This window comes from Streptomyces sp. NPDC060366, assembly GCF_042725135.1.
In the GTDB taxonomy this organism is placed as follows: Bacteria; Actinomycetota; Actinomycetes; order Streptomycetales; family Streptomycetaceae; genus Streptomyces.
On record NZ_JBHXDC010000003.1, the window covers coordinates 420,491 to 443,323 of the forward strand.

General features: G+C 70.2%; 20 protein-coding genes and 2 tRNA genes. 16 read left to right on the forward strand and 6 right to left on the reverse strand.

What is annotated here, in order from left to right; all coding sequences use genetic code 11:
* Positions 1-46: 46 nt before the first annotated feature.
* Positions 47-289 (reverse strand): mycoredoxin, encoded by a 243-nt coding sequence (locus ACFWHU_RS10810; RefSeq protein WP_023538817.1) that lies wholly within the window; start codon positions 287-289, stop codon positions 47-49.
* A gap of 151 nt (positions 290-440) precedes the next feature.
* Here ACFWHU_RS10810 and ACFWHU_RS10815 point away from each other — a divergent pair, with 151 nt between their 5' ends.
* The 4 genes from ACFWHU_RS10815 to ACFWHU_RS10830 all read left to right on the forward strand — a co-directional run bounded on the left by ACFWHU_RS10815 (position 441) and on the right by ACFWHU_RS10830 (position 4,005).
* A complete protein-coding gene (locus ACFWHU_RS10815; RefSeq protein ID WP_387224641.1) occupies positions 441-2,642 on the forward strand; it encodes an ATP-dependent DNA helicase UvrD2 in 2,202 nt (733 codons plus the stop codon).
* 154 nt (positions 2,643-2,796) lie between these two features.
* The gene (locus ACFWHU_RS10820; protein WP_385799792.1) at positions 2,797-3,144 is read left to right on the forward strand and encodes a hypothetical protein; all 348 of its coding nucleotides are present in this window, start codon (positions 2,797-2,799) and stop codon (positions 3,142-3,144) included.
* Between the two features lie 172 nt (positions 3,145-3,316).
* Entirely contained in the window at positions 3,317-3,685 is a 369-nt protein-coding gene (locus ACFWHU_RS10825) for a WhiB family transcriptional regulator (RefSeq protein ID WP_385799794.1), read from the forward strand.
* Complete coding sequence (locus ACFWHU_RS10830; RefSeq protein ID WP_385799796.1) at positions 3,682-4,005, forward strand: hypothetical protein; 324 nt, start codon at positions 3,682-3,684, stop codon at positions 4,003-4,005. The genes ACFWHU_RS10825 and ACFWHU_RS10830 overlap by 4 nt, the downstream gene beginning before the upstream one ends.
* Before the next feature lie 136 nt (positions 4,006-4,141).
* Here ACFWHU_RS10830 and ACFWHU_RS10835 read toward each other — a convergent pair whose 3' ends face one another.
* Positions 4,142-5,536, reverse strand: coding sequence for an ABC1 kinase family protein (locus ACFWHU_RS10835; RefSeq protein WP_385799798.1), 1,395 nt, complete (start codon positions 5,534-5,536; stop codon positions 4,142-4,144).
* 41 nt (positions 5,537-5,577) lie between these two features.
* The gene (locus tag ACFWHU_RS10840) at positions 5,578-6,810 is read right to left on the reverse strand and encodes a TOMM precursor leader peptide-binding protein (RefSeq protein WP_387224642.1); all 1,233 of its coding nucleotides are present in this window, start codon (positions 6,808-6,810) and stop codon (positions 5,578-5,580) included.
* A gap of 185 nt (positions 6,811-6,995) precedes the next feature.
* Here ACFWHU_RS10840 and ACFWHU_RS10845 point away from each other — a divergent pair, with 185 nt between their 5' ends.
* From ACFWHU_RS10845 to ACFWHU_RS10860, 4 genes are all read left to right on the forward strand, one after another.
* Entirely contained in the window at positions 6,996-7,619 is a 624-nt protein-coding gene (locus ACFWHU_RS10845) for a M48 family metallopeptidase (RefSeq protein WP_387224643.1), read from the forward strand.
* 113 nt (positions 7,620-7,732) lie between these two features.
* The gene (locus ACFWHU_RS10850) at positions 7,733-9,364 is read left to right on the forward strand and encodes a TerD family protein (RefSeq protein WP_387224644.1); all 1,632 of its coding nucleotides are present in this window, start codon (positions 7,733-7,735) and stop codon (positions 9,362-9,364) included.
* A gap of 13 nt (positions 9,365-9,377) precedes the next feature.
* Positions 9,378-10,058, forward strand: coding sequence for an AIM24 family protein (locus ACFWHU_RS10855; protein ID WP_385799806.1), 681 nt, complete (start codon positions 9,378-9,380; stop codon positions 10,056-10,058).
* Positions 10,059-10,074: 16 nt separating this feature from the next.
* Positions 10,075-10,836, forward strand: a complete 762-nt coding sequence (locus tag ACFWHU_RS10860; RefSeq protein ID WP_385799808.1) for an AIM24 family protein — start codon at positions 10,075-10,077, stop codon at positions 10,834-10,836.
* Positions 10,837-10,914: 78 nt separating this feature from the next.
* Here ACFWHU_RS10860 and ACFWHU_RS10865 read toward each other — a convergent pair whose 3' ends face one another.
* Both ACFWHU_RS10865 and ACFWHU_RS10870 read right to left on the reverse strand, forming a co-directional pair.
* On the reverse strand, positions 10,915-11,454 hold the full coding sequence (locus ACFWHU_RS10865) for an NUDIX hydrolase (RefSeq protein WP_387224646.1): 540 nt from the start codon (positions 11,452-11,454) through the stop codon (positions 10,915-10,917).
* Complete coding sequence (locus ACFWHU_RS10870; RefSeq protein ID WP_387224647.1) at positions 11,451-12,935, reverse strand: zinc-dependent metalloprotease; 1,485 nt, start codon at positions 12,933-12,935, stop codon at positions 11,451-11,453. The genes ACFWHU_RS10865 and ACFWHU_RS10870 overlap by 4 nt, the downstream gene beginning before the upstream one ends.
* 193 nt (positions 12,936-13,128) lie before the next feature.
* Between ACFWHU_RS10870 and ACFWHU_RS10875 the strand changes: the two genes are divergently transcribed.
* From ACFWHU_RS10875 to ACFWHU_RS10890, 4 genes are all read left to right on the forward strand, one after another.
* Entirely contained in the window at positions 13,129-14,238 is a 1,110-nt protein-coding gene (locus ACFWHU_RS10875; RefSeq protein ID WP_385799814.1) for an SDR family oxidoreductase, read from the forward strand.
* A 236-nt stretch (positions 14,239-14,474) separates the two neighbouring features.
* On the forward strand, positions 14,475-14,936 hold the full coding sequence (locus ACFWHU_RS10880) for a molybdenum cofactor biosynthesis protein MoaE (RefSeq protein WP_385799816.1): 462 nt from the start codon (positions 14,475-14,477) through the stop codon (positions 14,934-14,936).
* An 88-nt stretch (positions 14,937-15,024) separates the two neighbouring features.
* A complete protein-coding gene (locus ACFWHU_RS10885; protein ID WP_385799891.1) occupies positions 15,025-15,252 on the forward strand; it encodes a hypothetical protein in 228 nt (75 codons plus the stop codon).
* Positions 15,253-15,394: 142 nt separating this feature from the next.
* Positions 15,395-16,486 (forward strand): PDZ domain-containing protein, encoded by a 1,092-nt coding sequence (locus ACFWHU_RS10890; RefSeq protein ID WP_385799818.1) that lies wholly within the window; start codon positions 15,395-15,397, stop codon positions 16,484-16,486.
* 144 nt (positions 16,487-16,630) lie between these two features.
* Here ACFWHU_RS10890 and ACFWHU_RS10895 read toward each other — a convergent pair whose 3' ends face one another.
* Positions 16,631-17,236: a PPA1309 family protein gene (locus ACFWHU_RS10895; RefSeq protein ID WP_387224648.1), complete on the reverse strand. Its 606-nt coding sequence runs from the start codon at positions 17,234-17,236 to the stop codon at positions 16,631-16,633.
* A 151-nt stretch (positions 17,237-17,387) separates the two neighbouring features.
* On the opposite strand from ACFWHU_RS10895, the gene ACFWHU_RS10900 reads away from it, so the two are divergent.
* From ACFWHU_RS10900 to ACFWHU_RS10915, 4 genes are all read left to right on the forward strand, one after another.
* The gene (locus tag ACFWHU_RS10900; protein ID WP_387224829.1) at positions 17,388-20,306 is read left to right on the forward strand and encodes a UPF0182 family protein; all 2,919 of its coding nucleotides are present in this window, start codon (positions 17,388-17,390) and stop codon (positions 20,304-20,306) included.
* Positions 20,307-20,349: 43 nt separating this feature from the next.
* A tRNA-Met gene (locus tag ACFWHU_RS10905) sits at positions 20,350-20,423 on the forward strand.
* A gap of 237 nt (positions 20,424-20,660) precedes the next feature.
* A complete protein-coding gene (locus tag ACFWHU_RS10910) occupies positions 20,661-22,637 on the forward strand; it encodes a tetratricopeptide repeat protein (protein ID WP_385799822.1) in 1,977 nt (658 codons plus the stop codon).
* Between the two features lie 91 nt (positions 22,638-22,728).
* Positions 22,729-22,802: transfer RNA gene (locus tag ACFWHU_RS10915), tRNA-Met, on the forward strand.
* Positions 22,803-22,833 lie beyond the last annotated feature (31 nt).

Genomic DNA, 22,833 nt, shown 5'->3' on the forward strand with positions numbered 1-22,833 from the left:
TCGCATGTCGCGTCCTGTCGCGCCGTGCGGTGCACCGCACGTGGGCTCAGGCGCCGACCTTCTGCTTGACCTGCGCGAGAGACGGATTCGTCAACGTCGATCCGTCGTCGAAGAGCAGGGTCGGGACCGTCTGATTGCCACCGTTCGCCTTCTCGACGAACGCCGCCGAATCCGGGTCCTGCTCGATGTTGATCTCGGTGTACGCGATGCCTTCGCGGTCCATCTGGCCCTTGAGCCGACGGCAGTATCCGCACCATGTGGTGCTGTACATCGTCACGGTCCCCGGCATGTCTTCTCGCGCTCCTCTGGCAGGCTCGAAATGTCTTCGCTGAGAGGAGAACGTACGTGACCTGGTCACCATTCCCGTACTTGTACGACCAACGGGGCTCCCCTGTGGACAAGTGCAGCACCAGCCTCACGGGACCTGGCAGCATGGCGGGGTGACAGCAGCAACGCACTCCTCACTCTTCCCGCAGGATTCCGACGGCAGCCAGTTCGTGGCACCGCCGCGCGACGCCGACGCGGTGCTCGACGGGCTCGACCCCGAGCAGCGCGAGGTCGCGACGGCGCTGCACGGTCCGGTGTGCGTGCTGGCCGGTGCCGGCACGGGCAAGACGCGGGCGATCACCCACCGGATCGCGTACGGCGTGCGGGCCGGGATCCTCCAGCCCGCCAGCGTCCTCGCCGTCACTTTCACCAACCGGGCGGCCGGGGAGATGCGCGGACGGCTGCGCCAGCTCGGTGCGGGCGGTGTCCAGGCGCGTACGTTCCACTCGGCGGCGCTGCGACAGCTCCAGTACTTCTGGCCCAAGGTGGTCGGCGGTGAGCTGCCCCGGCTGCTGGAGCGCAAGGTCCAGCTGGTCGCGGAGTCGGCGGCCCGCTGCCGGATCAAACTCGACCGCAACGAGTTGAGGGATGTCACCGGCGAGATCGAGTGGGCCAAGGTCACCCAGACCGTGCCCGCCGACTATCCGGCCGCGGTCGCCAAGTCCCACCGCGACGCCCCGCGCGACCCCGCGGAAATCGGCCAGATCTACGCGATGTACGAACAGCTGAAACGGGACAGGTCCGTGATCGACTTCGAGGACGTCCTGCTGCTCACCGTCGGCATCCTCCAGGACCGGCACGACATCGCCGACCAGATCCGCGGTCAGTACCAGCACTTCGTGGTGGACGAGTACCAGGACGTGAGCCCGCTCCAGCAGCGGCTCCTCGACCTGTGGATGGGCGACCGGGAGAATCTCTGCGTCGTCGGCGACGCCAGCCAGACGATCTACTCGTTCACCGGCGCCACCCCGGACCATCTGCTGAACTTCCGCACCCGCCACCCGAGCGCGACGATGGTGAAGCTGGTCCGTGACTACCGCTCCACCCCCCAGGTCGTACACCTGGCGAACGGCCTGCTGAATCAAGCCAGGGGCCGCGCCGCCGAACACCGGCTGGAACTGATCTCCCAGCGCGACGCGGGCCCCGAGCCCGTCTACACGGAGTACGCCGACGAGCCGGCCGAGGCAGAGGGCACCGCCCGCCGGATCCGCGACCTCATCGCGGCGGGCGTCCCCGCCGGCGAGATCGCCGTCCTGTACCGGATCAACGCCCAGTCGGAGGTCTACGAACAGGCTCTCGCCGACGCCGGAGTGCCCTACCAACTCCGTGGCGCCGAGCGGTTCTTCGAGCGCCAGGAGGTACGGGAGGCGGGCGCCGCCCTGCGCGGCGCGGCCCGCTTCGGCGGCAACGACTCCCTGCTCGACGATGTGGTCGACCTGCCGTCGCAGGTGCGGGCCGTGCTCTCCACCAAGGGCTGGACCACCGAACCGCCCACGGGCTCGGGCGCCGTGCGGGACCGCTGGGAGTCGCTGGCGGCCCTCGTGCGTCTCGCCGAGGACTTCGTACGGGCCAGGCCGGAGGCGACCCTCGGCGATCTGGTGACCGAGTTGGACGAGCGCGCCGCGGCCCAGCACGCCCCGACCGTCCAGGGAGTCACCCTCGCCTCGCTCCACTCGGCCAAGGGCCTGGAGTGGGACGCCGTGTTCCTGGTCGGTCTGACCGAGGGCATGATGCCGATCACTTACGCCAAGACCGACGAACAGGTCGAGGAGGAGCGCAGGCTCCTCTACGTCGGGGTCACCCGCGCCCGGCTGCACATCTCCCTGTCATGGGCGCTCTCCAGGGCCCCCGGCGGCCGGGCCTCCCGGCGTCCCACCCGCTTCCTGAGCGGCCTGCGGCCGGGCTCGTCCGCCCCGGGAACGCGCGGCGCCGGCGCGACGGGGGGCGGCGCGGCCGAGCGTGGCGGCCGGCGCAAGCGGCGCGGCCCGGTGCTGTGCCGTGTCTGCGGCACGACACTGACGGACGCCGGCGAGATGAAGCTGATGCGCTGTGAGGGCTGCCCGTCGGACATGGACGAGGGGCTGTACGAGCGACTGCGCGAGTGGCGCTCCGACCAGGCGAAACAACTGGGCCAGCCCGCGTACTGCGTGTTCACCGACAAGACACTGATGGCGATCGCCGAGTCCGTGCCGGGCGACGACGGCGAGCTCTCCCGGATCTCGGGCGTCGGCGGTCGTAAGCTGGAGCGGTTCGGAGCCGATGTCCTCGCCATCTGTGCAGGTGAGGAGCTTGCCGGGGAGGACGAGGAGAGCTGATACAAACTCGTCGAAAAAATAGTTTGCGCGCGCCCCGCGAATCACCATAGGTTCTTAACCACGGGAACAGCGGGCTTCTCCGAAGCCCTGTCCCCGTGCTCTACTTGTCCGAAGTGGTATCCGGATTTCGATACGCCGAGAGGAGGCGATTCCAGTGATCAGCATCACCAGCAGCTTCATCAGCACCGCCAAATTGACCGATCGCTCGGTCGTCTCCGCCTGCTCGTTCGACGTTTCGCTGTCCGGACTGCTCGCCACCGACGGATCTCCGTTCGTCGCCACCGGTCTGTCGGGCGCCCGCGCCGGCCGGACCAACCCCGTGGCTCTGCGTGTCATGGGCGGCAATGAGCGACCGAGCAAGGCACTGGCGGCAGAAGTAGCAGCGGCAGAGGCCAAGGCCTATGCGCTCGCCGCAGCCGGTGCGGAAGCGAAGCAGCAGACGAAGCAGCACCACACGATGTGGGCCTTCCGTGGGCCTGAACCCTGGAGTGATCCAGCCTGATTCTCGATCAGGCCGGCGCCTTCAGGGCCGCGGAACCCCACCCGGGATCCGCGGCCCTTCTGTTTGTCCCGAACGGGACGGGCGGAGCGAAGGGGCCTCTGGAAGAGAACCACCCGGTACCAGCCGACACCTGGCCAACAGGCCGGACCGAACAGACGAGGAAGACACCACCGTGCAACTCGAAGCGCACGCCCCGTCCGTACCGCCTTCCGAAACGATCACCCCGCACGGCCTCACGGAGGACTCCACCTTGACCCCGCTCACTGCGCTCACCGCGCTCGACGACGCCATCGAGAACCTCGGCGTACCCGTTCCGTGCCGTGCCTACGACCCGGAGGTCTTCTTCGCGGAGTCCCCGGCCGACGTCGAGTACGCCAAGTCCCTCTGCCGCACCTGCCCGCTGATGGAGGCATGCCTCGCCGGCGCCAAGGAGCGGCGTGAGCCGTGGGGTGTCTGGGGCGGCGAACTCTTCATCCAGGGCGTGGTCGTTGCCCGCAAGCGGCCCCGTGGCCGTCCGCGCAAGAACCCGGTCGCTGCATGAACGCCACCGGCACCATCGACCGCCCTTTCACGCACGATCCCAAGAAGCAGGCCCCGATGACCTCTTCCCTGCGTGAGCCGTCCGGCTCCGCCACCACAGCTGTCAGTACCACCGGCGCGAGCGACTCGCGTCAGAACAGGACCCGCGAGATGCAACTCATCCCAGAAGCCATGGCACGCGCGCATATGACCGAGCGCCTGCGTGAAGCCGATGCGGAACGCCGGGCCGTGCGCCTGGTCGCCGCTCGGCGGATGCAGCGCCGCGCCGAGCGCGTGTCGATGCGCGCCCGCCGCGCGCTGGCCATGGCGGTCATGAACTGACCGCCATCGGCCGGGCGCCACAACGCCACGAGCCCTGAGTGTTCTTGACGCGGGGGCCGGTCCTCAAGGACCGGCCCCCGCGGTGCGTTCTCCAGGTCCTGTCCGGCGGATCTTCGGGGACCCGGGACGCCTGGTGTCAGGCGCCCGCCTCGACCTCGGGCTCCTCCTCGTACACGTACTCCTCCGGCAGGAAGCCGGGCAGCCACCCCTCCAGCTCCTCACGCAGCCGCACCGTGGCGTTGAGCTGGCACAGCACCCCGATCGTGCTCAGCGTGACGCGGTGTATCAGCAGATAGGAGGGCGGCAGATTCAACTGCTTCCCCAACTGATGGGCCGGGGACCGCGGGTCGGCTATCCGAGCCGCCTGCGTGCGCATCCAGCCGCGGCTGAAGGTGAACTCCTCCGCCTCCGCCGGCTCGATGATGGGCACCAGATACTCCAGCACCGCGTCCGGGTCGAGATCGATCGACTCCTTGACGAAGCCCTCCGCGCGCAGCAGTTCGTACACCGCCTCGGCGTCGCCCTCCAGTGTCAGCCGCAGCGACTCACCGATCGTCTCGGGCAGGCCGCCCGGCAGCCGGTCCACCGTGCCGAAGTCCAGCACACCGAGCCGCAGTTCACCCTCGGCCTCCATACCGTCGTCCCCGGCGCCTGCGGGCGGCAGCAGCCGGAAGTTGCCCGGATGCGGATCCGCGTGCAGCAGCCCCGTACGCGCCGGGCCCGAGAAGAGGAAACGCGCCAGCAACTGGCCCGCGCGGTCCCGCTGCTCCTCGGTGCCGTCCGCGATGACATCCGCCATCGGTATGCCGTCCATCCACTCCGTGACCAGCACCTGCTCGCACTGGTGCACCACGTCGGGCACCACCACATCGGGATCGTCCGCGAACTCCGCCGCGTGCTCCCGCTGGGCATCCGCCTCCAACTCGTAGTCCAGCTCCTCCGACACCCGGTCGCGCAACTCCGTGATCAGGGGCTTCACATCCATGCCCGGGATCAGCGGTCCCAGCAGCCGGGCGAACCGGCTCAGCTGCGCCAGGTCGGAGAGCAGGGCCTCACCGGCTCCCGGGTACTGGACCTTGACGGCCACATTCCGCCCGTCGTGCCACACCGCCCGGTGCACCTGGCCGATCGAGGCGGCGGCCGACGGCTTCTCCTCGAACTCCAGGAACAGCTCACGCCAATCCTCGCCGAGCCGCTCCGTCAGCACCTTGTGCACCGTGCTGGTCGGCATCGGAGGGGCCGCCTCCTGGAGCTTGGTGAGCGCCGCCCGATAGGGCCCCGCCACCTCCTCGGGCAGCGCGGACTCGAAGACGGACAGCGCCTGGCCGAACTTCATGGCCCCGCCCTTGAGCTCGCCGAGCACCTTGAAGAGCTGGTCCGCCGTGCGCTGCTGGAGCTCGCGGCCGACGATCTCCGCGGACTTGCCGCCGATCCGCTTGCCGAGACCCCACGTGGCACGACCGGCGAACCCCAGTGGCAGCGCGGCCAACTTGGCAGTTCGAGTGACCGCCTTCCGGGGAAGATCAGACATACGCCCCTCCAATTCCCAGACAGCCGGGCCGCCTATGGCGGTTACCGCACCATTGTGTCGTGCGGCGCCCTTGGCACGGTCATGCCCTCTCCCTCAGCTTCTCCCGCGGCCCCACAGGGGCAGTCCGGATGCGGCACGATCCGCTCCGAACGCCAGTCGAGCAGGGGCAGTGTGATCTCCCAACGCGCCCCGGTGCTCGCCGGCAGCTCCCCGTCCAGGAAGGACAGCGCGTGGGCGGCTGTGAGACCGGCCACAGTGGTGGCGAGACCCAGGTCACAGGCCGGTGTGACCGATGCCCGGCGCCCCGAGCGCCACTGGGCGAGCATGAGGGGCCACCCCGGCTCCCGGCCGACCCGCTCCTCGGTGAGACAGCCCGCGCACGCTGTGCCGCCGGGCAGCACCAGGGGCCCCACCACACCCGTGGCCTCGACAACTCCCGCGTAGAGATGGGGAGTCCCGGTGGCGATCCAGCGCTCGGCGGACGCCGGATCCGGCGCGTAGGCCGCGAGCCCGTCCCGTGGCGCGACGATCACCAGCGACAGCCCCGCCCCGCCGCCGACGGTCGCCCGCGCCGCCCGCTCGTCGGCCCGCTCGGGCCTCTCGGACACCCGCTCGTCCGACGAGTCGTCGAGGACATCGGTCTCCGCCCCGCCCGCACCGGGCGCCGCTCTGACGGATCGGCTCGGCGCCGAGCGCCGCACCAGATGCCGGGCCGCCACATCCCTGCGCTCACCCACCGACTCCGCCGGGAGCCCGCCCGGCGCCACGTCCCACGCCTCGGCGATCCCGCTGTCCAGCACATCCACCCGGCCAACCCCCGCGGCCGAGAGCGCCGAGGCGACGGCCGCGCCGACGCGGCCCGCTCCGCGCACCTGGACACGCATGGTGCGGCGCGCCGCCAGCCGCTCCATCGCCGCCCCCGGCTCCCGGTGAGTGACGGACAGTGACGCCAGATCCGCCCGCAACCGGTCCAGCTCGACCTTTCGATTCCGTAACGCTTCGGCGGCCCGACCGCCCGCTGTGCTGTCGTCCAGCAGCCCGGCCGCCGCGAGCCGGTCCACGAGCGCGTCCGCCTTGCCGTCCGGCAACCCCATCGTCCGCGCCTCCTCGCGAAGCAGCGGAAGTCCTCGCGTGCCGTCGAGCAGATCGAGAAAACTTCCCGTGGCCGTATCGACAGGGCCCACCACCACCGCGTGCGCGGGTGTGATTCCGAACTGCACCGTCTGTCGCTCCCGCCAAGCCCGGCGCAGCGCGGGCTTCACCATTGGATGCATATTCGTCTCCCCCGTGTGCCTGTCCCGCGATCGGAATCCAGAATGCAGGGAACTGGTGAGAGATGCGAAGAGTTATCCACAGGCGTGGGGAATTAGCCGTTCAAATGACGGGTGCATGGAGTGGATCAAGATCAAAGGGTTCCCGCGACGGGACGTCCCCCACTGACAGCGGGTAACGTCGAGGCGTGTCCGCCGAACCTTCCCCTCGCGTTGCGGGGGAATCCCCACCGCACATCGCCGGAAGTGAAGAGCGCAGCGTGACCGGCCGTCCGCAGCGCGGCCCGGCGACGAGCGCTGTCGAGGTCCGCAGGAGCGCCCGGCGCAACAGAACGGTCTCGGCCTACCGCGAGGGCGACCGCACCATCGTGCTCATTCCGGCCCGGATGTCGGAGGCCGAGGAGCGTCGCTGGGTGACGGTCATGCTCGACAAACTCGCGGCCCAGGAGAGCAAGCGCATCCTCGGCGACGGTGATCTGACCGACCGCGCCAAGCGGCTGTCCGAGCAGTATTTCGACGGCCGGGCCCGCCCCGCGTCCGTCCGGTGGGTCACCAACCAGAACACCCGCTGGGGCTCCTGCACCCCCGCCGAGGGCAGTATCCGCCTGTCCCACCGGCTCCAGGGCATGCCCGAGTACGTCGTCGACTACGTGCTCGTGCACGAACTCGCCCATCTGCTCGTGCCCGGTCACGGCCCGGCTTTCTGGGAGCTTCTGGAGGCGTACCCGCGCACCGAACGGGCCCGCGGTTACCTCGAAGGCGTCGTCGCCGGCGAACAGCTGCCACATCTGCCGGACGCCCCCGGAGTGTGATGGCGCCCTCTCGGTGATCGTGTACCGAATCTGTACCGACTTGGCCCAATCTCGTACTCAACCGTTAGCCTGACGCGACGTGTTCAGCTCGGGATGGGGGACGGTCGTTACGCATGGCGAGGGAATTCCAACGCGGCCACAAGGCCAAGATCAGTGACCTCACGCAGGGGACGGATCTGTACGTAGGTGTGCAGATCTCGGCACCCGGCTTGACGTTCGACATCAGCTGTTTCGGCCTCGACGCCAATGAACAGCTCTCGGACGACCGGTATTTCATCTTCTTCAATCAGCCGAAGTCTCCCGAGGAATCCGTCCAGTTGCTGGGCGCGCAGTCTGGGGACACCGAGTCATTCCGGGTAACGCTCGACCGCATTCCCGCGAACATCCAACGCCTCTCCTTCACCGCCACCATCGACGGCGCCGGACAGATGTCCCAAGTGGGCCCCGGATACATCCGGATAGTCGCGGGCGGCGAAGAAGTCGTCCGATACGCGTTCACCGGCTCGGAGTTCAGCACCGAGCGCGCGGTGATGCTCGGAGACTTCTATCTCAAGGACGTCTGGCGGTTCGCCGCGGTCGGCCAGGGCTTCGACGGCGGTCTCGACGCACTGCTGAAGAACTTCGGCGGCGAGGTCGCCGAGGAAGAGCCGGCCGCCGCCCAGCCGCCCGCCGGCGGAGCCGCGCCGTCGTTCGCCCCGCCGCCCGGCGGCCCCGCGCCCGCTCCGGCCTTCGGAGCCCCGGCCGCGCCGCAGGCCCCACAGCCCGCACCGTCGTTCGGCGCACCGCCGCAGGCCCCGGCCCCCGCGCCCCACCCGATGCACGGTGCGCCGACCGTCGCCGCGCCCTTGGCCCCGCCGCCCGCGCCGTCGCCGTACGCGCAGCCCGGCCAGCCGCAGGCGCAGCAGCAGCCGCAGTTCGGCCAGATCCCAGGCCAGGCGCCAGGCCAGTTCCCCGGCCAGTTCCCCGGTCAGGGACAGCCGCCCGGCGCGCCCTCGCCGTACGGCCAGCCGGCGCAGCCTCCGTACGGAGGCCAGCCCCAGGGGGCTCCGCCCCCCGGCATGCCGCAGCCGGGCCAGCAGGCCGGCGCGGGTCTCCAGGCGGCGCTCCAGCCGTACCGCGAGGCGGCCACCGGGCAGCGCTGGACCCCGCAGAACCAGCAGCTCATGCGGGTCGACCTCGCCATGGGCGGCGCGTCCGTACTCGCCCGCCAGGGCAGCATGGTCATGTACCAGGGCAAGGTCGACTTCGGCTACAAGGGCGCCGGTTTCGCCGGCCGCATCGTCGGCAACGCGACCGGTCAGGAGATGCAGCTGATGCGCTGCTCCGGCCGCGGCCAGGTGTTCCTCGCCGAGGAAGCCTCGCATCTGCACCCGATCGAACTCCAGGGCGACGGGATCTGTGTCTCCGCGGAGAACGTCCTCGCCTTCGACGAGTCCCTTCAGTACGAGGTCCGTCGCATCGAGGGCCACGGCATCCCCGGTGGGGCCCTGTTCACCATGCAGTTCCAGGGCACCGGCACCGTCGTCGTGAAGACCCACGGAGTCCCTGTCGTCCTGCCGGTCACGCCCACGACCTTCGCCGACTGCAACGCCGTCGTCGCCTGGTCCGCCGCGTCCCAGGTGATCCTCTCCAGCCAGGTCCGGCTGCGCCGCAACGCGTATCCCGGGCACAGCGGAGAGACCGTGAATCTCCAGTTCCGGGGAGCCCCCGGAAACTTCATCGTCGTCCAGCCGTACGAGGTCTGAGGGAGCCCGGCACATGAACCAGCAACTCGCGGGCTTCGCCCCGACCCCCGTCACGGCCCGGATGGAGAACCACGGCCGCACCATGCTCAAGGTCGCCATGGCCAGTGGGCAGGACCTCTACGCGCGCACCGGCTCGATGGTCGCGTACGAGGGTTTCGTGCAGTACGAGCCCAATCCGCCCGCCGTGCGCCAGATCGCCGGCCAGTGGGTGACGGGCGAAGGCACACCGATCATGAAGTGCGCCGGGGACGGCCTGCTCTACCTCGCCGACTACGGCGCCGACGTCGTCGTCATCAACCTCAACAACGACTCGCTCTCGGTCAACGGCACCAACCTGCTGGCCTTCGACGCGCACCTCCAGTGGGGCGTCGAGAAGGTGAAGGGGATGGCCAAGTTCGCCGGACAGGGTCTGTGGAACGTCACGGTCGGCGGGACCGGCTGGGTCGCGCTGACCTCGCGCGGCACGCCGATCGTCGTCGACTGCGGCCGTGGTGAGGACGAGACGTACGTCGACCCCGACGCCCTTGTCGCCTGGTCACCCGGGCTCAAGGTGAAGGGCAAGCGGAGCTTCAAGGCCTCGTCGCTCGTCGGGCGGGGCAGCGGGGAGGCCTACCAGATGGCCTTCTCGGGCCAGGGCCTCGTCGTCGTACAGCCGAGCGAGGACAGCACGGACCGCCTGCGGATCCGGGGCTGAGGGGGAGGAGAACATCATGCAGAGCCCGCTTTTCGGACTCGCGGAAACGCAGTCCCAGGACCGTTACGTCGTACAGAACCCGCAGCTGCTGCGGGTCGCGCTCACCGGCCACGACGACGTCCTCGCCCGTAAGGGCGCGATGGTCGCCTACCAGGGACTCATGGACTTCGACGGTGAGTACCAGTCTCCGGGGCAGCGCCGAGCCAGGGCGAACACCGGTGAGGGCCTCGACCTGATGCGCTGCTCCGGGCAGGGCACGGTCTACTTCGCCAACCTCGCGCAGTACGTGCACGTCGTGGATGTCGACCAGGAGGGCATGACCGTCGACAGCGCCTATGTCCTGGCGCTCGACTCCGCGCTGCACATCGAGGTCATCGCGGTGGACAGCCAGTACGGCATCTCAGGCTCCGGCAAGTACCAGCTCAACATCTCGGGCCGGGGCAAGGTCGCCCTGATGACGTCCGGGCAGCCGCTGATGATGCACGTGACGCCGGACAAGTACGTCAACGTGGACGCCGACGCGATCGTCGCGTGGTCGTCCGCGCTGCGGGTGCAGATGCAGTCGCAGACGCACTCCTCCGGCGTACGGCGCAGGCGAGGCAACACGGGCGAGGGCTGGGAGCTGAGCTTCCTCGGCCAGGGCTTCGCCCTCGTACAGCCCAGCGAGGTCATGCCGCCGCAGAACGCGGAGATCGGACAGGGCGCGCGTGCGCAGTTCGGCGTGGGCCAGCAGGGCGCCCACGCGCAGAACCAGAACAACGTCTGGAACCGCGGCTGACCGCGGTCCTTCCGGTCCTCGCAGTCCTTGAGGGGCGGTCTCCTCGGAGGCCGCCCCTGCTCGGTCCCGCCGGGCGGGTCAGCCGCGCACCCGCGCCGGGAGCACCGCGCGCGTGCGCTCCAGGAGCCGAGCCACCGACCCGTCGGCGACCGCCGCCACCTCGTCGTAGGCGAACCAGCGCAGATCCAGTGACTCCTCGCTGATCTCCTCGACCGCGCCGACCGGCGCCAGAGCCGCGTACTGGACATCCAGATGCCAGCGGCAGGGCGCCGGAATCGCGTGCCGGTCGAGCTGGACGGGCCCGCCGGGCAGGAGCGTCAGTCCCGGGATCCCGGACTCCTCCGTGGCCTCGCGCAGCGCCGCGGCGGCGAGCGAGCCGTCCCCGGGCTCGCAGTGCCCGCCCATCTGGAGCCACATGCCCAGCTTCTTGTGAAGGGTGAGCAGGACGCGGCCCCGCTCCGGGTCGATCACCAGCGCGCTCGCCGTGACATGCCCGGCCCCACAGGACTTCCACATCCCGTCCGGACGGGCCGCCAGATGCTCCAGATAGATCCCGCGGAGCTCGTCCTGGCCGTCGTACGTCTCCAGTACGCGGACGGCGTCGTCGTGCAGAGTCACTTGGCGCCGTCGTCCTTGCCGTCGTCGTCCGGGCCCTTGTCGCCCTTGTCGCGCTCGTCGGGGTCGGTGTCCTTCTCCAGCTTGGGCTTGCCGCCCGCGGCCTCGCCGAGCATCTTGTCCAGCTCGGAGAAGTCCGCGTGCTCGTGGTGGACGAAGCCGTCCGGGTCGTCCAGGTCGGAGGCCGTCGGCAGGTTGTCGGGGTGCTCCCAGAGCCCGTCGCGGCCGTCCACGCCCCGCGCGTCCGTGAGCGAGGCCCAGAGCCGGGAGGCGTCCCGCAGCCGCCTGGGGCGCAGCTGAAGGCCGATGAGGGTGGCGAAGGTCTGTTCGGCCGGGCCGCCCGAAGCGCGCCGCCTGCGCAGCGTCTCGCGCAGCGCGTCAGCCGACGTCAGCCGGGTCTTGGCGGCCTCGTGCACCACCGCGTCCACCCAGCCCTCGACCAGCGCCAGCGCCGTCTCCAGACGGGCCAGGGCGGCCTTCTGCTCGGCCGTGTCCTCCGGCTGGAACATGCCCTGCTGAAGCGCTTCCTGAAGCTGCTCGGGGTTCGACGGGTCGAGCTGGCTGACCGCGTCCTCCAGCTTGGACGAGTCGACCTTGATACCCCGTGCGTACCCCTCGACGGCACCGAACAGATGCGACCGCAGCCACGGCACATGGGCGAAGAGCCGCTGGTGGGCGGCCTCGCGCAGGGCCAGATACAGCCGCACCTCGTCCTGCGGGACACCGAGGTCCTTACCGAAGGTGGCGATGTTCAGCGGGAGCAGCGCGGCCTTGCCGGCCGGGCCCAGCGGCAGCCCGATGTCCGTCGAACCGACCACCTCGCCCGCGAGCACGCCCACGGCCTGCCCGATCTGCTGGCCGAACATGGCGCCGCCCATGGACCGCATCATGCCGATCAGCGGGCCGGCCATGGCCTGCATCTCCTCGGGCAGCACGTCGCTCATGGCGGCGCCCACCCGCTCGGCCACCGGGTCGACGAGCTGCTGCCACGCGGGGAGGGTCGCCTCGACCCACTCGGCGCGGCTCCACGCCACGGTCGAGCCCGCGCCGGACGGCAGGGACGTCACGCCGTCCAGCCAGATGTCGGCGAGACGGACGGCCTCCTCGACCGCGGTCCGCTCGCCGGGGCTGACGCTGGCGTCCTTCGTACCGTCGGGCGTGCCCTGCGAGACCTGCTGGCGGGCGATCTGCTTGGCCATGTCCCAGTTCACGGGACCGCCCTCGTAGCTCAGCATCTGGCCGAGCTGCTGAAAGGCCGCGCCCAGGTCGTTCGGATTCATCGATCCGAACATCGCGGCGAACGGGTTGTCCCCGCCCGCGCCACCGGGACCGCCCGGACCGCCGGGCAGGCCGAACCCCAAGAAGGGGTTGCCCCCGCCCTGACCGCCGGCACCCTGACCACCTCCGGCAGGGCCGTTCTTCTTGCCGTCGCCGTCCTCTGGCTCCTCCGGCGGAAGGCCGAATCCGAATGGGGTGTCACTCACGGGTTTCCTCGGCTCGTTGGGCCGCCGGCTTATCCGCCGACGGCGACTGCCCGACAACACCACCCAGCGTAGACATCCGAGCCCGCATCCGGGCTCGGTGCTCCGCCAACGCTTGGCCTGCGGCAGGATGGACGCCACCTGGTACGTACGTGTCATACACGTCCGTACTGAAGACAACCGCTGGAGACGCCCGGTGAGTTCCCCAGATCCACAGGTTCGCGCAGCGCGAAACCGCTCAACCCCGACCCCGCCACGCGGCCCCGTCGTCGCGGTCACCGGAGCCGCCTCCGGCGTCGGAGACCTGCTCACCCGGCGTCTCGCGGCGTCCGAGGAGATCAAGCAGGTCGTCGCGATCGACGAGCGCCGCGGGGAGGTGAGCGAGGCGCAGTGGCACATCCTCGACGTACGGGACCCGGCCATCGCCGAGAAGCTGCGCGGCGCGGACGTGGTGGTGCACCTGGCCCTTGATCTGGACCTGGAGCGGGACGCCGCCGCCCGTACGGCGTACAACGTCCGGGGCACCCAGACCGTGCTCACCGCTGCCGCCGCCGCGGGGGTGCACCGGGTCGTCCTGTGCACCTCGGCCATGGTCTACGGGGCGCTGCCCGACAACGACATCCCGCTGTCGGAGGACGCGGAGCTGCGCGCCACCGCCGAGGCCACGGGCGTCGGCGATCTGCTGGAGATCGAACGGCTCGGCCGCCGGGCGCCGCGCGCGCACCCCGGCCTGAACGTCACGGTCGTACGGCCCGCCGTCCTCGTCGGCGGCACGGACACCGCCCTCACCCGCTACTTCGAGTCGCCCCGGCTGCTGGTCGTGGCCGGCTCCCGGCCCACCTGGCAGTTCTGCCACGTGGACGACCTGGTCAGCGCCCTGGAGTACGCGGCGCTGGAGAAGGTCGACGGCGAGTTCGCGGTCGGCTGCGACGGCTGGCTCGAACAGGAGGAGATCGAGGAGCTGAGCGGCATCCGCCGTATGGAGCTGCCGTCCGCGGTCGCCCTGGGCGCCGCCGCGCGGCTGCACCGGATCGGCCTCACACCGTCCCCGGCCGGTGACCTCGCCTACACGATGCATCCCTGGGTGGTCAGCGTCAGCCGCCTCCACGACGCGGGCTGGCGGCCGCAGTGGACCAACGAGGAAGTCCTCGGCGCGCTGCTCGAAGAGGTGGAGGGCCGGCACACCGTCGCGGGCCGGCGCCTCGGCCGCAAGGACGCCACGGCCGCCGGTGCCGCCGGTGCGACGGTCGCCCTGCTCGGCGCGGCGGCGGTGGTACGGCGCGCCCGCAAGGCACGCCGACGCTAGGCCGTGTCTTCGAAGTCCCGCCTGGCCCGCGACGCCTGGCACGGCACCTCGCCGCGTTGTCGGAGTCGGAGCCGGCCAAGTACGGCTGGTCCATCCACAAGTCCGATCCTCCGCCTCGCGACGCACCGCACCAGCCGCCGCGGGCCCCGCCCTGTAGGACGCTCCGAGCGGCGGGCCCTACCGCCGGTCGAACGCGCCATTCCGTGATGCCGGTGCCGTACGGCACGATGGGCCGCATGGCACGCATCGAGGCGCATCCGGGCGAGAGGGCGGCACAGGACCCCGTCCGGCTGCTGGCGATACGCGAGACCCCACTGTCCGTCGACGAGATCTTCCAGGCCGTCGGGGACGACGCGGCGGGCGGCACCGCCCTGTTCGTCGGGACGGTCCGCAACCACGACGGGGGCGCCGATGTGGACGCCCTCGGATACTCCTGCCATCCGTCCGCCGAGGCCGAACTACGCCGGGTGGCCGAGAAGGTGGTCGCCGATTTCCCCGTACGCGCGCTGGCGGCCGTCCACCGGGTGGGTGACCTCGCCGTGGGCGATCTCGCGGTCGTCGTCGCGGTCTCCTGCCCGCACCGCGCGGAGGCCTTCGAGGCCTGCCGCAGGCTGATCGACGACCTCAAGCACGAGGTGCCGATCTGGAAGCACCAGACGTTCTCCGACGGTACGGAGGAATGGGTCGGGGCCTGCTGACGGCCCTCCCGGACCTCCCCGTCGCCCTCTGTTCCCGTGTGGCCCGATTTGCGTAACCGCATCCCTGCCCGGAGCGTTGGAGCAGCGGATGACTAATCTGCTGATCATCGGTTTGCACACACACATGGGTAGGGAGGTCGGAATGGCCGCGCTTGCCTGGTTGCTGATTCCGCTCTTCGCCGCGGTAGGCGCGGCGATATGGGGAAGCTGGGTTTCGAGAAACCGAACCATCGGAGACATGGCCGAACTCGCCGGCTACGCGCGCTTCCGGGACGCGATGTCGAAGTCCGATCCCGGCACGACGGACGCCGCCTGAGGCGCCCTCGTCCACCCGCCCCACGGGTCCGGCCGTGCCCCACTGCGCCCGGCCGTCCGTCCGGCCACGAGCCGGGGCCAAGTCCCCTCGTACGGACCGGCCCCGGGGGTGCGCCGACAGACCCTTCCCGTACTGTCGTTCCATGCCACGCCGCACCGCGACGATGCTCGCTTCCACTCTCGTCCTCATCGCGCTGCTCTGTGCGGGAGTGTTCATCCCCGTTCCGTACGCGGAGATGAGTCCCGGTCCCACGGTGAACACACTCGGCGACGCGAATGGCGAACCGGTGCTTCACATTGAGGGTCGCAAGACCTTTCCCACGACGGGGCATCTCAATATGACGACCGTCAGGGTCACCGGCGCGGATTACAAGATGAATGTGGTCGAGGCGGTCTACGGCTGGCTGTCGCACGACAACATCGTGGTGCCGCACAACACGCTCTATCCGGACGGCAAGACGGAGGAGCAGTCGACGCAGGAGAACGCCGAGGAGTTCAGCCAGTCCCAGGAGAGCGCGAAGGTCGCGGCCCTGAAGGAGGAGAACATTCCCGTCACGTCGCGGGTCGTCGTCGCCGCGGTCGTCAAGGACAGCCCCTCCGAGGGGACTCTGCACGCCGGTGACGTCATCAAGGCGGTGGACGGCAAGACCGTCGAGGCGCCGCCGGACGTCGCGGAGATCGTCACCAAGCACAAGCCGGGCGAGGACGTCGTTTTCACGATCATCCCGGCGAAGGTGGCCGAGGCGGCCGAGAAGGCCGGCAAGGAGCCCGAGGGCAGCGAGAAGGTGACGGTCAGGTCGGTGAAGTCGGACGAGGGCGACGACCGGGCCATCGTCGGGATCCAGGCCGGGACGGACCACACGTTCCCGTTCGAGATCGACATCAAGCTGGCCGATGTGGGCGGGCCGAGCGCGGGGCTGATGTTCGCGCTCGGGATCGTCGACAAGATCACGCCCGGCGATCTGACGGGCGGCAAGTTCGTCGCCGGTACCGGCACGATCGACGACAACGGGAAGGTCGGGCCGATCGGCGGGATCGGGATGAAGCTGGTCGGCGCGCGGGACGCGGGTGCGCGGTACTTCCTGACGCCGGACGAGAACTGTGCCGCTGCCGCCTCCGACATTCCGGACGGGCTCACCCTGGTGCGGGTGAAGAACATCAAGGACGCGACGGCGTCTCTGGAGAAGATCAAGAGCGGGGACGGGGCGGGTCTGCCGAGCTGCTCGACGAGCTGACCGACGGGGCCGTGTGCCGGGCCGGTTCTGTCCTCAATCGCCGGACGGGCTGATTGGGCGCGGGTGGGCCGGAATGGTTTCGTCCGGTGGGCGGGCGTCCTCAATCGCCGGACGGGCTTGAAGTGCCCGTCCGGCGAGGGGTCGTTACGCCTCGAACGTGGCCGACAGGGCCTCCGCCAGGCCCGGGACCAGGCCCGCGCCCGTCAGGACCTGGGTCGGTGAGTCCTTCTCGCGCAGCCGCAGCGCCGAGTCCCGCGTCCCGTCCCGCAGCACGGCGACCGTCATCCGTACCTCCTGACGATCCGGGTGCGCGGCGACCCAGTCCACGAGCGCGGACTCGTCGAGGTCTTCGGGCACCGACGCCTCGGCGGACGGCGGCAGCATCAGACGCTCCACCGTGATCGCGCAGCCCGCCACCGCGCCGGGCCAGGCGATCGTGGCGAGGAACTCGTCGAGCGGCGTACCCGCGGGGATCTCGTCCTGCTCGACGGGCGTGAGCGGGGCGGGCGTCGTGCCGTCGTCGAGACCGAGCTGGGTGGCCAGCTCCGGCTCGTCGGACCGCAGCCGGGCCGTGTCGACGAGCGCGAACAGTCGGGCCGGCTGGTCCCAGCCCAGGCCGGAGGCGTATTCGTCGATCTCCAGCACCGCCCTGGTGATGGGGGTCGAGGCGACCGGACCCGATGCCGAGGACGGCTGATCGGACGAGGAGGCCGGGGAAGAGGAGGAGGAAAGGTTGGACATGGCCAACATCCTGCCTCCTTCGGACCCCCGTGCGGGAACTAGGTAAAGCCTCAGTAAGTTGCATGGGTGGGCCCTACGATCGTTTGGGCCCGCTTACAGACGCTGATTCAGCTGCTTTCACACGACCGCGAACTTCGAGGTGCGCACGTTGGCTTTCCAGATGCCGGACCGCGGCGGAGGCCCGACCGGGCCACGGATCAGAGTGGGCCGGCCGTCCAGACGTGCCCGGACCCTGCTCATGACACTGGGCATCCTGGCCGTCCTGGCCATGCTGTTCGTCATGTTCGCGGGGTTCTGGACCGACTGGCTCTGGTATCGCTCGGTGAAATACTCGTCCGTTTTCACCACCACCCTCTGGACCAAGATCGGCCTGTTCGCGGTCTTCGGTCTGCTGATGGCGGCAGCCGTCGGCGTCAACATCTGGCTGGCGCACCGGCTGCGTCCGCCGCTGAGCGCGATGTCGCTGGAGCAGCAGAGCCTCGACCGGTACCGGATGGGCATCGCCCCGTACAAGAAGTGGGTGCTGCTCGGGATCACCGCCCTGGTCGGGCTGATCGCCGGAGCGTCCGCGGCCGGTCAGTGGCGCACCTGGCTGATGTGGATCAACGGGGTGCCCTTCGGGCAGAAGGACCCGCAGTTCAACCTGGACGTGAGTTTCTACGCGTTCGACCTGCCCTGGTACCGCTTCATGCTCGGCTTCGGCTTCGCCGCCGTCGTGCTGGCGCTGATCGCCGCCGCGCTGACTCACTATCTGTACGGAGGGCTGCGCGTCACCAGCCCCGGCGCGCGTGCGACGGGCGCGGCCACCGGCCATCTCTCGGTGCTGCTCGGTGTGTTCGTCTCGCTCAAGGCCGTGGCGTACTGGCTCGACCGGTACGGCCTCGCGGTGAAGTCGAGTGACTTCAAGGCGACCGGCAACTGGACGGGTCTGAGGTACGTCGACGCCAACGCCTACCTGCCGGCGAAGACGATCCTGTTCTGCATCGCCGCCATCTGCGCCGTGCTGTTCTTCGCGACGCTCTGGCGCCGCACCTGGCAGCTGCCGGTGATCGGCTTCGGTCTGATGGTCCTGTCCGCGATCCTCATCGGCGGCCTCTACCCGGCGATCGTGCAGAAGTTCCAGGTCCAGCCGAACGAGCAGGCCAAGGAAGCCCCGTACATCGAGAAGAACATCGATGCCACGCGCGCCGCGTACGGCATCGACGACGCCGATGTGACGGATTACTCGGGCAAGGGCGCTCCGGACAAGAAGGCGGAACAGCGCAAGGCCGCCGACTCCGCGGCCAGCTACCGGCTGGTCGACCCCAACGTGGTCTCGCCCGCCTTCCAGCAGCTCCAGCAGGAACGCAAGTACTACCAGTTCCCGGACACGCTGGACGTCGACCGCTACCTCGGCCCGGACAAGAAGCCGCAGGACACGGTCATCGGTCTGCGCGAGCTGAACATCGCCGGTATCCCCAAGCGCAACTGGATCAACGACCACTTCACCTACACCCATGGGTACGGAGCGATCGCGTCCAAGGGCACGGGGACGGTCACCGACGAGAACGACGGCACGATCGGCGCGCCCGACTTCACGGAGTCCGGCCTGCCGACCAGCGGTCAGCTCGGCGAGTACGAGCAGCGGATCTACTACGGCGAGAAGACCCAGCAGTACTCGATCGTGGGCGGCCCGCAGAAGGAGCTCGACTACGAGAAGAACGGTGAGCAGACCACCAGCTACAAGGGCAAGAGCGGCGTCGATCTCTCCAACCCGGTGAACCGCGCGGCCTACGCCGTGGCGTTCAGCGAGCCGCAGATGCTCTACTCGGGCGCCATCGGCGAGGGTTCGCGGATCCTGTACAACCGCACGCCCAAGGAGCGCGTCGAGGCGGTCGCGCCGTGGCTGACCATCGACGGCGACGCCTATCCCGCCGTGGTGGACGGTCGGATCCAGTGGATCGTCGACGCGTACACCACGACGAACGGCTATCCGTACGCCTCCCGTACGACGCTGGGCGACACCACGGCCGACTCGCTGACCAACAACCAGCGCGCGGTCGTCGCGCAGCAGAACCAGGTCAACTACATCCGCAACTCGGTGAAGGCCACCGTCGACGCGTACGACGGCTCGGTCAGCCTGTACCAGTGGGACACCAAGGACCCGGTCCTCAAGACCTGGATGAAGGCCTTCCCGAACACGGTGAAGCCGAAGACGGACATCAAGCCGGACCTGCTGGCCCACCTGCGGTACCCGCAGGACATGTTCAAGGTCCAGCGCGAGCTGCTCACCCGGTACCACGTCACGGACGCCGCCCAGTTCTACAGCGGCTCCGACGCGTGGCAGGTGCCCGACGACCCGACGAACAAGGACAACAGTGCGGTCCCGCCGTACTACCTGAGTCTGAAGATGCCGGGACAGACGTCCCAGAAGTTCTCGCTGACGACGACCTTCACACCCAACGGGCGTCCCAACCTCGGGGCGTTCATGGCGGTCGACGCCGATGCCAACAGCGAGGACTACGGCACGATCAGAGTCCTGAGAGTGACCTCCACGGTCCAGGGACCACAACAGGTGCAGAGCGAGTTGAACGGCGTGCCCGAAGTCGCCACGTTCGTCCGTGACATGAGAGGCACCGACTCGGACATCGAGTACGGCAATCTCCTGACGGTGCCGCTCGACGGAGGCTTCCTCTACATCGAGCCGGTGTACGCCCGAGGCGGCAGCGCGAACTATCCGCTGCTGAAGAAGGTGGCCGTCTCCTACGGAGGCAAGCCGGTCTTCAAGGACAGCCTGTCCGAGGCGCTGAACGCGGTGTTCGGTGTCGACGGGGCCGAGCCGCCTCCGGAGACGACGCCGCCGGGCGACGGTGACACGACGACGCCGCCGGCCACCGGCGACGCCGCGCTCAAGGAGGCCATCGCCGACGCCCAGAAGGCGTACACGGACGGTGAGGCCGCTCTGGCGAAGCAGGACTGGGAGGCGTACGGAAAGGCCCAGGAGGCCCTTCAGGACGCCCTGGGGCGCGCTGCCGAGGCGGAGAAGTCCGCCGAGACGCCGGCCAAGCCACCGGCGGGCGGGAGCGACGACAAGAGTTGATCAGCGACCACCCCGCGTCGTGGTACGGTTTGGAACACAACGACGCGGGGTGGAGCAGCTCGGTAGCTCGCTGGGCTCATAACCCAGAGGTCGCAGGTTCAAATCCTGTCCCCGCTACTTCTCAGTCAAAGGCCCGGATCCGACAAGGATCCGGGCCTTTGCTGCGCGTTGTGATGTCTTCGTACCTGTTCGTGGCCGGTCCGTGACCGTGTGTCCGGTGAAGTGGGCGGTGGGAGTGGCGAGTTGACCGGAGAGGCGTTTGGGTTGTCTCTCTGTGGGCATGTCGACAAAACGCTGAAGTGACCTTGCTGGCCGCGATATACCAGGTGTACGCGGGTAACAGGTGGTGCAACGATGGATTTTATGGGGGACAGGGCAACTCTGTTGGAGACAGGGCGGTTTGTACCGCGACAGGCGGATGATGCCGCCGACATCGAGAACTCCAGGGGCGCGGCCGGCGCCACGGCCGCCGGTGGCCCCACGGAGAGCGCCGACGCCGAGACGGAGGCGCGCCACCGGCGTGCCGCCGACACGGGTGACGTCGCCTCGATGAGCGTGCTCGGCGCGCTGCTGCTGCGCCGCGGCGATCTCGACGCCGCCGAGAAGTACCTGCGCGCGGCGACCGCCGCGGGCGACCGCGCCGCCGCCAACAACCTGGGAGTCCTCCTCCACCAGCGCGGTTACACGGAGGAGGCGTCGGGCTGGTGGCGTGTCGCCGCCGTCGCCGGTTCGGCCGCAGCGGCCCACGCGCTCGGCCGGCACTACCGCGAGCAGGGCGACGAGCCGGCGGCCGAGTACTGGCTGCGGCTGTCCGCGGAGCAGGGGCACGCGCTGGGCGCGTACGCCCTCGCCGATCTGCTGGAGCACCGCAGCGACGTCGGTTCCGAGCGCTGGCTGCGGGCCGCCGCCGAGCAGGGGCACCGGGAGGCCTCGTACCGCCTCGCGCGCGGCCTGGAGCGGCGGGCGCGCCAGGCCGCGCGTACCGGCAACACCGTCCGGGCGGTCATCGCGGGCAAGCGGGACGGCGCCCGCGACAGTTCGGCCTCGGGCCCCCGTCAGGCGCCCGTCGCCGCCCGCGCCGACGGTGCGGTCCCCGCGGCCGCGGCCGACGCCGGGCAGTCACTGCTCGCCGAGGCCGCCCAGTGGTACAGGCAGGCGGCTGCCCGCGGGCACCGCCGCGCCGCGCTGCACCTCGGCGCGATCCTGGAGAGCCGCGGTGAGCTGAAGGAGGCCGGCCGCTGGTATCTGACGTCCGCCGAGGACGGCGAGGCGCGGGCCGCCTGCGCTCTCGGCTTCCTGCTGCGTGACGCGGGCGACGAGGAGAGCGCCGCCGTCTGGTGGCTGCGGGCCGCGCAGGACGGCGACGGCAACGCCGCCAACGCGCTCGGCGCGCTCCACGCCGCGCGCGGCGAGCAGCAGACCGCCGAGCGCTGGTACCGGGCCGCGATGGACGCGGGCGACGTCAACGGGGCCTACAACCTCGGGCTGCTCTGCGCGGCCCAGGACCGTACGGCGCAGGCCGAGCAGTGGTACCGGCGGGCCGCGTACGCGGGCCACCGCGAGGCGGCCAACGCCCTTGCCGTCCTGCTCCTCCAGGCCGGTGACCCGACCGGCGCCGAGCCGTGGTTCTCCAAGGCGGCCGAGGCGGGCAGCGTCGACGCCGCGTTCAACCTGGGCATCCTCTACGCGGGCCGTGACGACGACCGTACGGCCCTGGTCTGGTACGAACGGGCGGCGGCGGCCGGGCACACCGAAGCGGCCCTCCAGGTGGGCATCGCGTGCCTCAGGGACGGCGACGAGCAGGCGGCGGAGCGGCATCTGCGGTGCGCGGCCGGTGGCGGCAGCGCGGAGGCGGCCTTCCGGCTGGCGACGGTGCTGGACGCGCGGCAGCCACCGCCGGGCGCGCCCGCGCTCGGCGAGACGCAGCCGGAGAAGACCGAGTGCGAGCAGTGGTACGAGCGGGCGGCCGAGCACGGTCACCGGCGGGCCCAGGTGCGGGTCGGGATGCTCGCCGCCGGCCGCGGCGACATGACGGACGCGGCGCGCTGGTACCGGCAGGCGGCGGAGGCGGGCAGCCGCAACGGCGCCTTCAACCTGGGGCTGTTGCTGGCCCGCGAGGGCAGTGAGCGGGAGGCGGCGCTGTGGTGGTCCCGCGCGGCGCAGGCGGGCCACGGGCGCGCGGCGCTGCGGCTCGCGCTGCTCGCGGCCCGGCGCGGGGAGCTGGCCGAGGGCCAGCGCTGGTGCGCCCGCGCCGTGGAGTTGGGGCCGTCCGAGGTGACGGAGCGGGCCGCGCGGCTGCGCGAGGCGCTCCATCAGGAACTGACCGCGTGAGCGGCGGTCGCCGTCGGGCGACCGCCGTTTTTCCGGTGCGCGAAAGGGATTTGCGCTGGTCGACGGGGTGACGTAATGTCGAGTTCAACGACGCGGGGTGGAGCAGCTCGGTAGCTCGCTGGGCTCATAACCCAGAGGTCGCAGGTTCAAATCCTGTCCCCGCTACTGAAGAAGAACGAAGGCCCGGATCCGATAC

Bases quoted from the DNA above. Each gene is read 5' to 3' on its own strand.
- ACFWHU_RS10890 (WP_385799818.1), top strand. From the start codon at position 15,395: ATGCCACGCCGCACCGCGACGATGCTCGCTTCCACTCTCGTCCTCATC.
- ACFWHU_RS10860 (WP_385799808.1), top strand. From the start codon at position 10,075: ATGCAGAGCCCGCTTTTCGGACTCGCGGAAACGCAGTCCCAGGACCGT.
- ACFWHU_RS10830 (WP_385799796.1), top strand. From the start codon at position 3,682: ATGAACGCCACCGGCACCATCGACCGCCCTTTCACGCACGATCCCAAG.
- ACFWHU_RS10810 (WP_023538817.1), bottom strand. From the start codon at position 289: ATGCCGGGGACCGTGACGATGTACAGCACCACATGGTGCGGATACTGC.
- ACFWHU_RS10840 (WP_387224642.1), bottom strand. From the start codon at position 6,810: ATGCATCCAATGGTGAAGCCCGCGCTGCGCCGGGCTTGGCGGGAGCGA.
- ACFWHU_RS10895 (WP_387224648.1), bottom strand. From the start codon at position 17,236: ATGTTGGCCATGTCCAACCTTTCCTCCTCCTCTTCCCCGGCCTCCTCG.
- ACFWHU_RS10885 (WP_385799891.1), top strand. From the start codon at position 15,025: ATGACTAATCTGCTGATCATCGGTTTGCACACACACATGGGTAGGGAG.
- ACFWHU_RS10835 (WP_385799798.1), bottom strand. From the start codon at position 5,536: ATGTCTGATCTTCCCCGGAAGGCGGTCACTCGAACTGCCAAGTTGGCC.
- ACFWHU_RS10855 (WP_385799806.1), top strand. From the start codon at position 9,378: ATGAACCAGCAACTCGCGGGCTTCGCCCCGACCCCCGTCACGGCCCGG.
- ACFWHU_RS10900 (WP_387224829.1), top strand. From the start codon at position 17,388: ATGCCGGACCGCGGCGGAGGCCCGACCGGGCCACGGATCAGAGTGGGC.
- ACFWHU_RS10850 (WP_387224644.1), top strand. From the start codon at position 7,733: ATGGCGAGGGAATTCCAACGCGGCCACAAGGCCAAGATCAGTGACCTC.
- ACFWHU_RS10910 (WP_385799822.1), top strand. From the start codon at position 20,661: ATGGATTTTATGGGGGACAGGGCAACTCTGTTGGAGACAGGGCGGTTT.
- ACFWHU_RS10880 (WP_385799816.1), top strand. From the start codon at position 14,475: ATGGCACGCATCGAGGCGCATCCGGGCGAGAGGGCGGCACAGGACCCC.